Genomic DNA, 12,808 nt, shown 5'->3' with positions numbered 1-12,808 from the left:
ATAATGGCAACTTACTATGTAAAGCCAGATTCAAAAACTGAATTTCCTTATAAAGACACTTTACCAGCACTAGAATCTGCTGAAGGATTGGTAGCTGTTGATATTTCGGCTACTTCGGTGCAGTATTTCACCCGTTACTGGTGGATGTACCGATTAATGGACAATGGCCGTGTTGAAGCGCCTGGCAATCTTCCCAGTTTGGATATCGATTATCTGACTGGACTAGTTGATAAGCAGGCTGAGACCATTGAAAGCTTAAAGGATATCGCGGCCCAGCTAGGCGGTGCCCAAGCAGTAGCCGCCGTTGATTTAGATAGTGTTAAGACAGCTACGAGTGAGCTTGGCGGACAGTTTTCACAGTTTATGGTGGCCAATACCACATCAACAGAATAGGAGAAAGTAATCATGAATTACACATTAATCAAGATGTTCTACAGTTGGGGTAAACTAACACCGACAATTGACTGGTACCGGGAGAATGATTTTATTGACGACAAGCAATACAAAACAATTACAGGCACTGCATACAAAGCACCGGCTACTGACGAGACAGGGAAGTAGAGGTGCTTTTAATATGGATAGCAAACTGTACGATCATTACAAAAAGAATCAGTTCTGGTTCTGGTCCGCCGTTGAGACGTACGCCATTGCGATTGTTTTCATCATTCAAGTTAACTTTTTTGACTTGAAACCGCCAGCACATACCATGCTGGGCGTTCTAGATGATCCGGTATCGATTTTTCTAATTGCAGTTATCGGGACGTTTGCGATGGTTTATTCAATCTGGGACTTCCACTGGTTCTACGCCCGGCCAATTATGATTGGGTGCCTAGTCTTTGTGTGGATGAGTTTCTTTTTGGGATTCTTGGTTCACGACATGGAAATGGGAACTCTGATTAGTCCGGGTGCTGTTTTGACTGGTGGGGTGATTTGTCGGATTATCAGTTACGCTTTTACAGGGGATGATTAAAGTTGAGCGACAAGGTATTTACGGCCATTCTCTCTGCAATCTCTGCTATTGCGGTCGGCTATGTGCCAGTGTGGGTGGCTCGGATTAACGCCGGAAAGCCGCCAACTAAAAATGATGAGATTAAGCGATTGAAACGTGAGAATGACCGATTAAAGCGAGAGAACGAAAAATTGAAGAAGCGAGGTGAGTAGCATGGATTATATCCAGCAACTCAATTTAGGAACGGCGACTGAACTGGCATTGACCACTTTAGTCGTTTTTGTTTTGACACAAGCAGTGAAGCAGACAAAGGTGCCTAACCAATGGATGCCATGGCTATCGATGGCGATTGGAGTAGTAGTTGGCCTGCTGTCGGTACTTGTGACGGCTGACCATAACTATCTGTCGGGAGCCGTTATGGGGCTTCTAGTAGGTGGCTTTACGTCCGGTCTGTTTGATGGATTCAAGGGATTTCAGGTTAAAGGGGATGGCAAATAATGGGATATAGTTTGAATCATAGTTATGAATTGGCAGCCAATGCGGGTGACAATCGAAAGACATCGCCCCAATATATTACTGCTCACGACACAGGGAATGATAGTAATAAAGGTGTAGACTCAGGGAAGCGTGAAGCCAGTTACATGTGTGGCCACTGGCAGAATGCGTACACTCATGCGATTGTGGACGACCAAGGTATTTATATTGTGGGGACACCAGGGTACATCGCTTACGGTGCTGGTTCACCCGCTAACGAACGCAGTCCATTCCAAGTGGAGTTAGCTCATGTAGATAGCCAGAAACGGTTTAATGAAAGCTACAAACGATACATCTGGGTGATTCGATATTACGCAAGCAAGTACAGTATTCCACTGACTTTAGATGGTTCCGGCAATGGAATTAAGACTCACAAATGGGTGTCTGATAACTTGTGGGGAAATCATCAGGATCCTTATGGGTATTTAGCTAAGTGGGGTATCAGCAAGTCTCAATTTGCTAAGGACCTAAAGACTGGTGTCGGTGGGAGTTCATCCACGCCAGCAAAAAAGGCCACCTATTTGAAGGCAGCCAAGCAAGTTAAGGCTAAGACTAATGTGACACGGTACCACGACAAAGAGTTCAAGAAAAAAGAACTGACTTTTAATTCGGGGACTGTCTTTGACATTGCTAGCGTAGTCAGCTATGGGAAGATTACACGGCTGAAGCTAGGGAATGGGCTATATATCACGAGTAACACCGATTACGTGAAGAAACTTAAGTAGCAGTGAAGCCACTCTATCCGATTGGGTAGGGTGGTTTTTTCTATCGAATATAAAATATATGTAACTAGTAAACTTTAATGAGTTAGTTTCATTTTTACCTGTATAATGTTCCTTTTTCATAGGAGCCTTTAACACATTTTAGATTCAGATAATGACCTTTTTTAACAATTTTGTATATGACATTCCCACCCTTAAAGGTTCCAGCTGGTTTTGCATACCCCTTTAGAAAGTAAGCACCTTTTGAATACTTATAATGCGAATGAGAGACCATAGTTGTTGGCATGCCACTTTCTCCAACGAAGAAAGATTTTTTTTTGGCTGAAAATTCTACCGGATGTTCTACATGGGTTGATGACGTCCAATAGCCACCTCTTAAAACTTTAGGTGTTCCTTTTTTCCAACTTGAAGCAGAAGCGATTGTAAGTGGATTAGTTAATCCGACTCCTAAGATTGGTAGGCTTAAAATGAGTAGAAACTTATTCATTTTCATCTGTATTCCTCCATTCATGATATCTAAAGTATACACTTAAGGTTCGCCAAATAATAGTTGCAGACTATGTGGTAAATTTAAAAAGCAATGTTAGAAGAAAAACTAAATTTTAACAGGGGCTGGGTGACACTATAAGAGAAGAAACATGAAAAAGGTATGGTTATCCTTGTATTATGTAATTCACCCGCCTAGGTGGTGCACAAATGGTGCACTTTTGAATTTATGTTGGTTGGAATGCTGTGGTATCAAGTGATTCCAAATCGACTTGAATTCCTGTACTCTCCTTAGATTATATTTGCGTATCTTACTTCTTGGCGGGAGGGGATGCGCTTTTTATTTTGAATTAACTTAGTCTGTGTAATCGAGAATGACTTTGTATGAAGAGAACTTTTTGTTAGTCATAAATTCAAATTGATTAGTTTGTTCCTTACCCCAGTCATTAGCAGAGACATACTGCGTATCAATTGTAGTTTTCTTAGAGTCCATCAATTTCACCTTAATACTGAAGTTCTTGAACGAATAGCCAGATGAGTTCTTAACTTTAGCATCATATGTGTAGGTGTATCCATCGTCTTTTGTCTGTTTGAACTTAATGGACTTGAGCAGGGTATTAACGGCTTCGGTTTTCTTATTTTCTGTGGTAACAGCATCACCGTTTCGGGTTAATTCAGTTAAGTCATTTTTATATTTGTCGGCAACTTTCAGTTTATGCTTCTGATTAATCTGTACAATCATCTTAGTACGCGTGTTGTACGCCTTATTCCACTTGTTGAAGAAAGAGAATTTGTCGTAGCTGTTCAATGCAGTTTTCTGATCATCCAAGGCATTAATATAGGTCAGGGCTTGCTCGTGTAGTTTGTTGTCTTTGAACTTCTTATTTTCGTAAGGTTTCACAACTTTAAGTTCTGCATTGAGAGACTTAGTTAAAGTATCCTCGGAAGTTTTGTCGGTGCTCTTTACATTATCAGTGATCGCCCAGCGCTTTTGGAGACCATTTTCTAATGCGGAGATAAAGTCACTATCATAATATTTTGTCCTAGCTTTCTGGTCACTACAAGCGACGAGTGAAAATCCAGCAAGGGTCACTGCGATAAGTGTAAATATACGTTTCATTTTTATTTCTCCTAGAATGGGGGTATGTATTTGCAGCTTTTAAAGCCATCAGCAGGTTGGGCGGAGGTTATTTGAATACTTCAGCACCATACTTTTGTACCATCTCTTTACGCCACTGGGTGTAGTTCTTGTAAGTAACATATTCATTTTTCCCAGTTTTAGGATTCCGTACTACTCTTTCGTCTGATACTGGCAACCCAGAAATGTGGGGAACAATTTCACATCGACATCCATCATGAAAAGGCGGGAGGTTAACCCCAGGTTTGGCATGAGATGTCTGGAATACCTTTCCATCCATCTCACCACATTTTGCACAAGTTGTTATATCAAGTGAACCAAGAATTTCATAAGTATTGGCACCATAATCTGTAAGTTCCGCCAGAAAGTGCTGGGTAAGTCCTACCTGGTTTCTGGAATGATCTAGTTTCGACTGCATTTCTTCAACGGATTGGTTCAGGGCATTAGCTACGCTGATTATGCCGTCTTTAGAATTACTTTTGTGAGCCCACACTAAGTGACTGTACTTCTTTAAAAGTTTGTCACCAGCAGACGTACATACGAGAGATCTACTTGGAATAGCGGCTGAGTACAGATCCTCGTCGATATTATCAGTGATACGGTGAATTAACTCAAGCTTTTTTCCTGATAGTTTTTGACCGTTGTTCCTTAGAATATCTTTTAGTTCAGGTACTCGTAAGGATTTTAATGATTCGGAAGGTGATGCAGTTGTTAGGTAACCTAGTCTGATAAGTTTCTGCCTGTCTATAGCCGCATTGAGGCCATAATCGTATTCGAAATAGGCGGGTATGCTAGCGTGTTTGCTTTTATGGTTGGACCATTCCAGAAGAATGATTTCTCCAGGAAGCAAATCTTCTTCAAGGGGTTGCATTAGTCGTTTGTCTATCTGCATTGAGGGGAAATTCTGGGCTTGTGCCTCGAACTCTTTCATATCTCTGTCAGGAGAAATGTAGGGTTCAACAGTTTTTTCATCGGAATTAGTAGTTTCCTTATTTTGATTGGATAGTTGTTTTTGAATCCAAGAAAAAAATCCCATTTATTAAAAACCTGTCCTTTGTTTAGATTAGAGTACTTTTAATTAGTTCTTCGCGGTATATCTTTTCAAAGTGGACAAACTGATAAATATATCAACGAATTCGCTTACATTTATACGCTCCCTGCCACATCTTGTTAAGCAGTAGGGGAGATGGGTATTAGCGACTTGATGGGTTCGCTAGAGAAACTTAATTACTGGTACGGAAACTACTGTCAATTAGGCGACACACAAAGTGTAGCCGCTAAAGTCACGTAAACGAACACTTACTTTCCCCAAGGACTCTCGCTAGACTTCGAAATACCTTTAGCTTGCTTAATTGCCTCAGCTAACGCCTTAGAAACTTCAGCGGGGGTCTTGGCTGTCAGATCCTGTTGTTTGAGCCATTCGTAAGCAGATGCTTCATAAATATCATCTGGAAAACTCATTTACCGTCACCACCTTTATTTTGATTATAGCAAATTCCAGCAAAAAACCACCAACCGAATTCGATTGGTGGTTCACTATTTACCAGTTATTTACTTCTTAGCAGTGGTGGCAACCTTTTGGTGAGCGGCAACTGCTAATTCTGGGAACCAAATTGCAATTTCGTGGTGCGCATTTTCCCTGCTATCTGAGGTGTGCACGATATTGCGGAGAATGCCATCTGGGTAGTCGTGGGCGAAGTCACCACGGATGGTACCGGGCTGGGCATCGTTGGGATGGGTCTTGCCAGCGAGGTTGTGAACGGCCTTGACGACGTCCGTGCCACTGACGATGATGGCAACCATTGGGCCTTCCATCATGTACGTCTTGATTTCCTCGTAGTATGGCATCTCTGCTTGGTACCTGTAATGTTGATCTAATTGGGATGAAGTTGCGTTGAGCACCTTCAAAGCCGTAATTTGATAGCGCTTACTTTCAAACCGTGAAATAATCTCCCCAATGTGACCTTCTGCGACCCCATCGGGTTTTACCAATACTAAAGTCTTTTCTGAATTTGCCATGAGTGAAACCTCCTTGTGATTTTTGGGTAAATCGTAAATCAAGGACCTGTTGTTCAATGCATAACAAGTTGCTACCTTAAATTGTAGATTAAACGGTTTCTAACGTCAATTAAATTATTAAAAAATACCAATCGAATTTATCGACTGGTGTTCGTGAACAATATTAAGCAGGGTCACCCATGATCATCCACAGGATCAAGTAGGCGATAATTCCAGGGAACGCTGGCGTAATGGCGAGTAAAACGAACAGAACACGAGCAATGCCAACGTTCCAATCAAAATGGTCAGCCAGACCGCCAATGACGCCTGCAAAGACCCGATTTGAGGCGGAACGATGAATATTTTTCATGATGGCTTCCTCCCTAGGTAATTAAGATTGAAAATCAACTTTGTTGAAAAAGTCAACGTGGATATCATCATCAGTAATCTCGAGTTTCGTGATACTCCCGTTGATAGTCGCAATGCCTTCATCAAGTTCGGGTGCGTAGCGGTCAACGATGGAACGAATCGTCATCCCATGAGAAACGACTAGCACTTGATCGCCGTCCTTAGAGTTAGCCCGTAGTTTGTCAAAACCACGGTCCAGTCGTTCCCAAAACATGGCGTTACTTTCGGCTTCGCCATAAAGGTCAGCTTGGTGAATCAAGTCACGGGCTTTTTCCAGCCCGTAAGTCTTGAGGACGTCAGATTCTGAGGTCAATTTGACCTGTGCACCGACGAACTGCCACATCTGGTTTAAGTCGTTTCCTTCAAAGTAACCGTGGCATTGTTCCCGGAACTCTGGATATTGGTAGGAGACAATATTCATGTTTTCGGGATTTTCGCGGAGGGCGATGCTGGCAGTTTCAATTGCGCGACCGGAGTCACTGCTGTAAGCAGCAGCAAGCGGAATATTTTTAAGCTGTTTACCAGCCCGTGTAGCATCGGCACGCCCTTTTTCCGTCAGTGGTGAGTCGATCCAACCCTGAACTTTGTTATAGTGATTCAACATCGTTTGACCATGACGCACGAAATAAGCGGTAATTTTCTTCATCTTTCGGAACTCCTTCGTCAACTTCGTAAGTGGTTACATCCCTAGTATAGCAAGCAATGAGAGGGAACGCTAAGATTTTGCTACGGGAAAATCAAATCCCTTAGAATTTTTTTGATAAATCAAGGGACGAGGAAGAAAAAGCGTGCTATCTTTAAGGCATAGGAGATGATGCGCATGAGTACTGAAAGCAGTTATCGCTACACGGGGGAGTCACCTGTTGACCTAAGTCAGCTCGCGACGCGGGTTAGCCGTGTTCCAGAACAGGCCGTCATGACGACCGCATTAGAGGCAAACGTTGCGACCCTGAGTGATTTACAGGCCAGACTGTATTCGCAACGTCAAAATGGCATTATTATCATTCTACAGGGGATGGACACCGCCGGTAAGGATGGACTGATTCGGCACGTCTTTAGTGGTCTTAACCCAGCCGGGACCAGTGTTGTTAGCTTTAAGCAACCGACTCATCTACAGCTGGATCATGACTTTCTCTGGCGAATCAACCAAGCGTTACCACAACGAGGCCAGATTCGTATCTTCAATCGGTCGCAGTATGAGGATGTTTTGATCAGTCGTGTCCATCCGGAAATGCTGTTAAGTCAAAATTTGCCTGGCGTGAAGACGCTTGACGATGTGGATGATGCCTTCTTTGATAAGCGGTACCATGATCTCCGCCACTTTGAAAAGTATTTACGGCATCAGGGGTTTATTACCATCAAGTTTTTCTTGCATCTATCACGCGAAGAACAAACGCATCGCTTTGAACGGCGGATTGAAGTTCCCAGCAAGAATTGGAAGTTTTCACCGAGCGATATGCAGGAGCGGGCTTTCTGGCAGGATTATCAACGGGCCTACACTCAAATGCTGGAGAACACGGCGACTAAGAAACAGCCATGGTACCTGATTCCAGCAGACGATAAAGGGGTTGCCCGATTAATTGTTTCCAATATTTTGGTCAAACGGTTACAAGATTTGAACCCGACTTACCCAACGGTTGATCCAGCTGTCCAACAAAAATTAAAGACCACCCTGAAACAGCTACAAGAGGGTGAGTTGTAATTAGCAAAAAGGGGAGAGACAGCGAGTCTCTTCTTTTTTTAACAGCTTCAATTGTATTATACAATTGAATAACATTTGCTAGCTATCCGTTTAAAATGGTATGGTTAGCGTATAATTTCAACGGAAAACGTACAGGAGGAATCAGGGCATGACGGTAGTAGGAATTGATAAGATGGGGTTTTATACGCCCGGAATGTATGTCGATATGGCGGAGCTTGCCACTGCACGAGGTGAGGATCCCAATAAGTATTTGATTGGCATTGGTCAGTCAAAGCAAGCCGTAATTCCACCAACCCAAGACGTTGTCACCATGGCAGCTAATGCGGCTGAACAGATCTTGACACCGGCACTTAAAGCAGAAATTGGTATGGTATTGTTCGGTACCGAATCTGGTATCGACAACTCCAAGGCAACGGCCGTTTATCTGGCCCACTTGCTGGGATTACCACAAAATACACGAGCTATTGAGTTGAAGCAAGCCTGCTATGGTGCCACGGCAGGCCTGCAATTGGCGGCTGACTATGTCCGGGTGCACCCACAGGCCAAGGTGTTGGTTATCGGCGCTGACATTGCCCGTTATGGTCTGCGGACGGCCGGTGAAGTGACGCAGGGAGGCGGTGCGGTGGCCATGTTGGTGACTGCTGATCCAACTATTTTGGCATTGGATACCATCAGCAGTTATCATACCGAAGATGTCATGGATTTTTGGCGGCCAACTTATCGGACCGAAGCGTTAGTTGACGGTAAATATTCAACCAACGTCTATCTGGATTTCTTTAAGACGGTTTGGACGGGTTATCAACAACAGACGCAGCGAACAATTGCCGACTTTGCGGCCTTTGCCTTCCACATGCCATTTACTAAAATGGGGCGTAAGGGATTGCGGCAGATTTTACCGGAAGCCACACCGGAACAACAGACCCAGTTGACGACTGCTTTTGAAGCTAGTCAGGCGGATAATCGCAATGTGGGTAATCTGTATACGGGGTCGCTTTATTTGAGCTTCCTGTCATTGCTTCGGCACGGGCAACTGGCTGCTAATTCACGCATTGGGTTCTTTAGCTACGGTTCCGGTGCCGAGGGCGAGTTCTTTAGTGGGGTATTGCAGCCTAATTTCCGTGATGGTTTTGTCGAAGAACAGTTGGCGCAGCAATTGGCTAATCGGCGCCGGGTTTCGGTCGCGGAATATGAACAAATTTATGCGGCCCAGCTCAGTAATGACGGTCGTGACGTTCAACTCGCAGTGGGAGAGGAGACAGCAACTTACTATCTGGCAGGACGGCAACATGAGCAGCGGCAGTATCGCAAACAGTAAAACTAAAAGGTGTTCGGTTTTCCATTTAGGAAATCTGAGCACCTTTTTTTGGTTCTAAGCCTTAGGGTGTGTCTGATGCGGTGTTGCCGTCGCCAAGCCACTTTTCAGGGCGGCCCCAATTGCTGGAATTTGGCCGAGGTCGGCAATGTGGTCATTGGGAACCACTACCACATTGGCCGGTGACTTAGCTAAGTCGCTGAAAGCCGTGATCGACTGGTTTTCGAAGAATCCCGGTTGTGCGTTGCCCAAACTAGAGTTGACCGTGTCGATCCGGTACTTCTCAGCATCGGCTCTGGTCCGAGTAGCGGTAGCTTCGGCAGTCGCAGTCGCCATTAGGGCATCGTTCTTGGCCTTCGTCGTCAACTCAATGGATTTGGCTTCACCTTCCGCCTTGGCGATAGTGGCGATACGTTCCCGATCGGCAGTCAGTTGTTTATCCATAGCCGATTGAATGGCCTTAGAGGGGGTCAACTCGTCAATGTTGGTTCGGTCGACGTTGATGCCATAGGTATCGGTCAAGTCGCCGATGGCGGTAGCTAACTCCTGGTTGATTTTCGCCGTTGAGCCCAGGGCCTCGTTTAAATCCATGCGACCAATGATGTCGCGGAGGTGGCCCCGAACTAATTGTGCCATGGATTCCACGGAGTCTGTGTTTTCGTATTGGTATTTGACAGAGTTAGTGACGTGGTAGTTCAACGTGAGACTGGCCGAAACATCGGCGTTATCCTTGGTGATCACCGAATAATTCGGCAGGGCCAGTGGTGTCATGGCTAAACTGACCGTCTGAATTCTTTGAAACAATGGCAGATAAAAATGAATTCCGGGGGTGACGCTCCGTTTGTACTTGCCTAACGTTTCGACTAACCCCTCATTATTTTGACGTACGATTCTAATTCCGAACATCTGAATTCCCCCTAGATTTTTTTAAGCGTTAAGATGTTGCCATTACTCTCCGTAATCGTATAGCTGGCAGTGGAATCAGGCTTTGCAGGTGATTCGAGAAGATACCGATAGTAAATTCCAGCAACTAACACGAGGCCAGATTTGGTGTCGAGCTCCTTGCCAGAAAGCGAACGGCCAATCAACTGGCGCTGTTCCCAAGTCCCATGTGGAGCTGCTTGAGAGAGCAATTTAACGATGTAGGCGTTGATGCTCCGACCATCAGCGTCAGCAGCGCTAGATAGGCGTTCAAACAGGCTGTCATCCATTCGTAGTAAAAAACGTTTTTGCTTGTCTTTTGCCATAATTATTGCCTCCTGATGATAGCTTAATGATATCACTTTGATATTGTTCTGGCGATTTAAATGCCCACCACAAATTCTGATGATGTTCTGGTAAAAAGCAGGTGTTAGAAGCTGAATATGGGCAATGGTCGGGGTTGCCAACCTAGACTTAGCCCAATAAAAAAGCTTAGACGCGACTCGTCTAAGCTCATGTTTGCTATTCGAAACTGTTCTTAACGATGTAGCCATCCTTAAAGATCAGGACGGGGGCTTGACTGCCAACGCGAATCTTAAAGGTGTAACCATTACCCAATGACTTTTTCAGTGAAGCACTGGTCTTGGCAAAGCTATTGGCGAACTGTGGCCACTTTGCCTTTTTGGCTTGACTAGGATCTTGCTGTAAGGCCGCAATCGTTTTCTTAAGATTCGTATCCGTCACAGTGACTTCATAGGTCTTTGAAGCATGATCAAAAGTGACGGTGCCCATCTTGTTCAGTGACTTTTGTAACTGTTGTTGAATCTTTTTTTCGGTACTCCGGCGGTCAGTGGTCGTCGTGCTAGAACCAAATGCCCGTCCGGAATGTGAATTTAATTTTGCCTTTTTAACGGTGTGACTGGTGGTTGGTGCCGCTGGTTCATGCGACCAGTAGGGCAACTTCCAGACGGATAAACCGGTTAGGATCAAAGCAATTATCAGAACCAATCCGGGTCCAACTTTAGATTCGTGTCGTTGAATCGCAAGTGTTAATGAAAAAATAGCAATGATGGTGATCAAGCCACAAATAATGGCAAAGCCAAGAACCATAAAAGTTCCTCCCCACGGGTACTTGTTGATGACCAATTAAAATTGGTCAAACTTATTTTCATTAGTATAGCATGAATCAGTTACAGAATAAATTGGCACTACCTGGTTGCTCAAATAGTCGAACATTAGGTCATATGAGGGTGAAAACGCTTAAATTATCATTTTATAACCGAATATTAATTAAAAATATGTCGTAAAAGGTTAAGCTTTCCAGTATAATAAAGTCATCCCGTTAGACGACCACCTTGTCAGCTTGGGTGGCTACGGACAATGTAGAGAAATGAGGAGATTAGTGTGACCAACGTTTACTTAGCAGGACCGTTTTTTGATGATGAACAGATTTCCCGAATTGAACGCGTAGAAAAGGCCTTAGCCGCTAATCCGCGGGTTGACAACGTCTTCAGCCCCCGGTTAGGCGAGATTCCCGGTTTAACTGTCGGCACGCCTGAATGGGCCACGCAAACCTTCCAAATGGATATTCACGAGATCGAACAGGCCGATGTTGTGGTCGCTTTAGTCGATTTCGTAGACGACCAAGTGGATTCTGGGACCGCCTTTGAGATTGGGTACGCCTTCCATCTGCAGAAGCCGGTTGTGGTCCTGCATGAAAAGGACACCGTCTTAAACTTGATGATTGCCGAAGGCCTACACGCTTATCTGCGTGAAGCTGAAGCTTTGGCAGCATATGATTTCAGCACACTTCCTGAGAGTCACTACCAGGGGAAAGTCTTTTAGGTTTGATTCGTTAACAAAGGGTGGAATTAAGGGGAGATAATAACCTTAATTGCCCATCAGTTGCTTTTTGACACCTGTTTTGAGAGAACATAAGAAGGGTCTGAGACAAAAGTCTCAGACCCTTCAATTTATCCTAATTTAGTGAACATCGTCGCGGAACAGGCCCACAACTTTACCTAAAATGCTGACGTGATTCAAGATAATTGGCGCCATGGTGTCATTTTCGGGTTGCAACCGGAAATGATCGGCTTCCTTAAAGAATCGTTTGCAAGTAGCTTCGTTTTCTTCAGTCATCGCGATAACGACGTCACCATTGTCGGCAGATTGTTGCCGGCGGACAATGACTTGATCACCATTCAAGATGCCAATGTTGATCATACTTTCGCCACGAATCGTCAACATGAAGAGGTCGTCTTCATCGTGATCGAATTCAGGTGGAACCGGGAAGTAATCCGTGGCTTCCTGAACGGCTAGGATGGGTTCACCAGCGGTAACGGTGCCCAATACAGGAATCTGCGTTTGCTTTTCGTGAACGCCGAGTTCCTCCAAACCAGCCGGTGTGATTTCTAGGGCACGTGGCTTAGTTGGATCCTTAGTCAGTAACCCCTTCTTTGTCAGGCGGGCGATGTGACCGTGAACTGTAGAAGTTGAGGACAGGGCAACGGCCTCACCAATTTCGCGGACGGTTGGGGGATACCCTTTTTCATTGACCCGTTCCCAAATGAAGCGAAGAACGGCGATTTGTTTACTTTCAGAAGCTTTGCTCATATTTTTTGCCACCTCGTTCGTCATT

The 12,808-nt window shown here is 44.5% G+C and carries 20 protein-coding genes; 9 read left to right on the top strand and 11 right to left on the bottom strand.

Going from position 1 to position 12,808, the window contains the following annotated elements:
* Positions 1-3 precede the first annotated feature (3 nt).
* Genes FAY32_RS09355 through FAY32_RS09335 form a run of 6 tightly spaced genes read left to right on the top strand, consistent with a single transcriptional unit; the run spans position 4 to position 2,208 of the window.
* Positions 4-393 carry a hypothetical protein gene (locus FAY32_RS09355; RefSeq protein WP_143463178.1) on the top strand — a complete coding sequence of 130 codons (390 nt, stop codon included), beginning with the start codon at positions 4-6 and terminating at the stop codon, positions 391-393.
* Between the two features lie 12 nt (positions 394-405).
* On the top strand, positions 406-561 hold the full coding sequence (locus FAY32_RS14640; protein ID WP_158727575.1) for a hypothetical protein: 156 nt from the start codon (positions 406-408) through the stop codon (positions 559-561).
* Positions 562-574: 13 nt separating this feature from the next.
* On the top strand, positions 575-970 hold the full coding sequence (locus FAY32_RS09350; protein ID WP_143463177.1) for a hypothetical protein: 396 nt from the start codon (positions 575-577) through the stop codon (positions 968-970).
* 2 nt (positions 971-972) lie between these two features.
* Entirely contained in the window at positions 973-1,161 is a 189-nt protein-coding gene (locus tag FAY32_RS09345; protein WP_143463176.1) for a hypothetical protein, read from the top strand.
* Between the two features lies 1 nt (position 1,162).
* Complete coding sequence (locus FAY32_RS09340; protein ID WP_225428326.1) at positions 1,163-1,447, top strand: holin; 285 nt, start codon at positions 1,163-1,165, stop codon at positions 1,445-1,447.
* Positions 1,447-2,208 (top strand): N-acetylmuramoyl-L-alanine amidase, encoded by a 762-nt coding sequence (locus FAY32_RS09335; protein WP_143463174.1) that lies wholly within the window; start codon positions 1,447-1,449, stop codon positions 2,206-2,208. The genes FAY32_RS09340 and FAY32_RS09335 overlap by 1 nt, the downstream gene beginning before the upstream one ends.
* Positions 2,209-2,302: 94 nt before the next feature.
* On the opposite strand, the gene FAY32_RS09330 is transcribed toward FAY32_RS09335, so the two are convergent.
* From FAY32_RS09330 to FAY32_RS09305, 7 genes are all read right to left on the bottom strand, one after another.
* Positions 2,303-2,698: a hypothetical protein gene (locus tag FAY32_RS09330; RefSeq protein ID WP_143463173.1), complete on the bottom strand. Its 396-nt coding sequence runs from the start codon at positions 2,696-2,698 to the stop codon at positions 2,303-2,305.
* A gap of 348 nt (positions 2,699-3,046) precedes the next feature.
* Positions 3,047-3,811: an FxLYD domain-containing protein gene (locus tag FAY32_RS09325; protein ID WP_143463172.1), complete on the bottom strand. Its 765-nt coding sequence runs from the start codon at positions 3,809-3,811 to the stop codon at positions 3,047-3,049.
* 67 nt (positions 3,812-3,878) lie between these two features.
* Positions 3,879-4,865 (bottom strand): minor capsid protein, encoded by a 987-nt coding sequence (locus FAY32_RS09320; protein ID WP_143463171.1) that lies wholly within the window; start codon positions 4,863-4,865, stop codon positions 3,879-3,881.
* 263 nt (positions 4,866-5,128) lie between these two features.
* Positions 5,129-5,290, bottom strand: a complete 162-nt coding sequence (locus FAY32_RS14635) for a hypothetical protein (RefSeq protein ID WP_158727574.1) — start codon at positions 5,288-5,290, stop codon at positions 5,129-5,131.
* Positions 5,291-5,380: 90 nt separating this feature from the next.
* Positions 5,381-5,848 carry a nucleoside-diphosphate kinase gene (gene ndk / locus FAY32_RS09315; RefSeq protein ID WP_143463170.1) on the bottom strand — a complete coding sequence of 156 codons (468 nt, stop codon included), beginning with the start codon at positions 5,846-5,848 and terminating at the stop codon, positions 5,381-5,383.
* Between the two features lie 163 nt (positions 5,849-6,011).
* Positions 6,012-6,197: a PspC domain-containing protein gene (locus tag FAY32_RS09310; RefSeq protein ID WP_143463169.1), complete on the bottom strand. Its 186-nt coding sequence runs from the start codon at positions 6,195-6,197 to the stop codon at positions 6,012-6,014.
* Positions 6,198-6,218: 21 nt separating this feature from the next.
* A complete protein-coding gene (locus FAY32_RS09305) occupies positions 6,219-6,881 on the bottom strand; it encodes a histidine phosphatase family protein (protein ID WP_143463168.1) in 663 nt (220 codons plus the stop codon).
* 174 nt (positions 6,882-7,055) lie between these two features.
* Here FAY32_RS09305 and FAY32_RS09300 point away from each other — a divergent pair, with 174 nt between their 5' ends.
* Both FAY32_RS09300 and FAY32_RS09295 read left to right on the top strand, forming a co-directional pair.
* Positions 7,056-7,937, top strand: coding sequence for a PPK2 family polyphosphate kinase (locus FAY32_RS09300; protein WP_143463167.1), 882 nt, complete (start codon positions 7,056-7,058; stop codon positions 7,935-7,937).
* Positions 7,938-8,085: 148 nt separating this feature from the next.
* The gene (locus FAY32_RS09295) at positions 8,086-9,252 is read left to right on the top strand and encodes a hydroxymethylglutaryl-CoA synthase (protein WP_143463166.1); all 1,167 of its coding nucleotides are present in this window, start codon (positions 8,086-8,088) and stop codon (positions 9,250-9,252) included.
* Between the two features lie 54 nt (positions 9,253-9,306).
* On the opposite strand, the gene FAY32_RS09290 is transcribed toward FAY32_RS09295, so the two are convergent.
* The 3 genes from FAY32_RS09290 to FAY32_RS09280 all read right to left on the bottom strand — a co-directional run bounded on the left by FAY32_RS09290 (position 9,307) and on the right by FAY32_RS09280 (position 11,280).
* Positions 9,307-10,155, bottom strand: coding sequence for an SPFH domain-containing protein (locus FAY32_RS09290; protein WP_143463165.1), 849 nt, complete (start codon positions 10,153-10,155; stop codon positions 9,307-9,309).
* 11 nt (positions 10,156-10,166) lie between these two features.
* Positions 10,167-10,496 (bottom strand): toxin-antitoxin system HicB family antitoxin, encoded by a 330-nt coding sequence (locus tag FAY32_RS09285; protein WP_143463164.1) that lies wholly within the window; start codon positions 10,494-10,496, stop codon positions 10,167-10,169.
* A 196-nt stretch (positions 10,497-10,692) separates the two neighbouring features.
* A complete protein-coding gene (locus tag FAY32_RS09280) occupies positions 10,693-11,280 on the bottom strand; it encodes a hypothetical protein (RefSeq protein ID WP_143463163.1) in 588 nt (195 codons plus the stop codon).
* A gap of 294 nt (positions 11,281-11,574) precedes the next feature.
* Here FAY32_RS09280 and FAY32_RS09275 point away from each other — a divergent pair, with 294 nt between their 5' ends.
* A complete protein-coding gene (locus FAY32_RS09275; RefSeq protein ID WP_143463162.1) occupies positions 11,575-12,015 on the top strand; it encodes a nucleoside 2-deoxyribosyltransferase in 441 nt (146 codons plus the stop codon).
* Between the two features lie 138 nt (positions 12,016-12,153).
* On the opposite strand, the gene lexA is transcribed toward FAY32_RS09275, so the two are convergent.
* Complete coding sequence (gene lexA / locus FAY32_RS09270) at positions 12,154-12,783, bottom strand: transcriptional repressor LexA (protein ID WP_143463161.1); 630 nt, start codon at positions 12,781-12,783, stop codon at positions 12,154-12,156.
* Positions 12,784-12,808: the final 25 nt, after the last annotated feature.

Origin of the sequence: Levilactobacillus enshiensis (assembly GCF_007115095.1) — a bacterium.
Classification (GTDB): Bacteria; Bacillota; Bacilli; order Lactobacillales; family Lactobacillaceae; genus Levilactobacillus; species Levilactobacillus enshiensis.
Note: the sequence above shows the minus strand (reverse complement) of the source record. Positions and strands in the feature narration are given on the sequence as shown.

Bases quoted from the DNA above. Each gene is read 5' to 3' on its own strand.
- ndk (WP_143463170.1), bottom strand. From the start codon at position 5,848: ATGGCAAATTCAGAAAAGACTTTAGTATTGGTAAAACCCGATGGGGTC.
- FAY32_RS09330 (WP_143463173.1), bottom strand. From the start codon at position 2,698: ATGAAAATGAATAAGTTTCTACTCATTTTAAGCCTACCAATCTTAGGA.
- FAY32_RS09310 (WP_143463169.1), bottom strand. From the start codon at position 6,197: ATGAAAAATATTCATCGTTCCGCCTCAAATCGGGTCTTTGCAGGCGTC.
- FAY32_RS09305 (WP_143463168.1), bottom strand. From the start codon at position 6,881: ATGAAGAAAATTACCGCTTATTTCGTGCGTCATGGTCAAACGATGTTG.
- FAY32_RS09355 (WP_143463178.1), top strand. From the start codon at position 4: ATGGCAACTTACTATGTAAAGCCAGATTCAAAAACTGAATTTCCTTAT.
- FAY32_RS09295 (WP_143463166.1), top strand. From the start codon at position 8,086: ATGACGGTAGTAGGAATTGATAAGATGGGGTTTTATACGCCCGGAATG.
- FAY32_RS09320 (WP_143463171.1), bottom strand. From the start codon at position 4,865: ATGGGATTTTTTTCTTGGATTCAAAAACAACTATCCAATCAAAATAAG.
- FAY32_RS09340 (WP_225428326.1), top strand. From the start codon at position 1,163: ATGGATTATATCCAGCAACTCAATTTAGGAACGGCGACTGAACTGGCA.
- FAY32_RS09290 (WP_143463165.1), bottom strand. From the start codon at position 10,155: ATGTTCGGAATTAGAATCGTACGTCAAAATAATGAGGGGTTAGTCGAA.
- FAY32_RS09350 (WP_143463177.1), top strand. From the start codon at position 575: ATGGATAGCAAACTGTACGATCATTACAAAAAGAATCAGTTCTGGTTC.
- FAY32_RS09280 (WP_143463163.1), bottom strand. From the start codon at position 11,280: ATGGTTCTTGGCTTTGCCATTATTTGTGGCTTGATCACCATCATTGCT.
- FAY32_RS14640 (WP_158727575.1), top strand. From the start codon at position 406: ATGAATTACACATTAATCAAGATGTTCTACAGTTGGGGTAAACTAACA.
- lexA (WP_143463161.1), bottom strand. From the start codon at position 12,783: ATGAGCAAAGCTTCTGAAAGTAAACAAATCGCCGTTCTTCGCTTCATT.
- FAY32_RS14635 (WP_158727574.1), bottom strand. From the start codon at position 5,290: ATGAGTTTTCCAGATGATATTTATGAAGCATCTGCTTACGAATGGCTC.
- FAY32_RS09335 (WP_143463174.1), top strand. From the start codon at position 1,447: ATGGGATATAGTTTGAATCATAGTTATGAATTGGCAGCCAATGCGGGT.
- FAY32_RS09285 (WP_143463164.1), bottom strand. From the start codon at position 10,496: ATGGCAAAAGACAAGCAAAAACGTTTTTTACTACGAATGGATGACAGC.
- FAY32_RS09325 (WP_143463172.1), bottom strand. From the start codon at position 3,811: ATGAAACGTATATTTACACTTATCGCAGTGACCCTTGCTGGATTTTCA.
- FAY32_RS09300 (WP_143463167.1), top strand. From the start codon at position 7,056: ATGAGTACTGAAAGCAGTTATCGCTACACGGGGGAGTCACCTGTTGAC.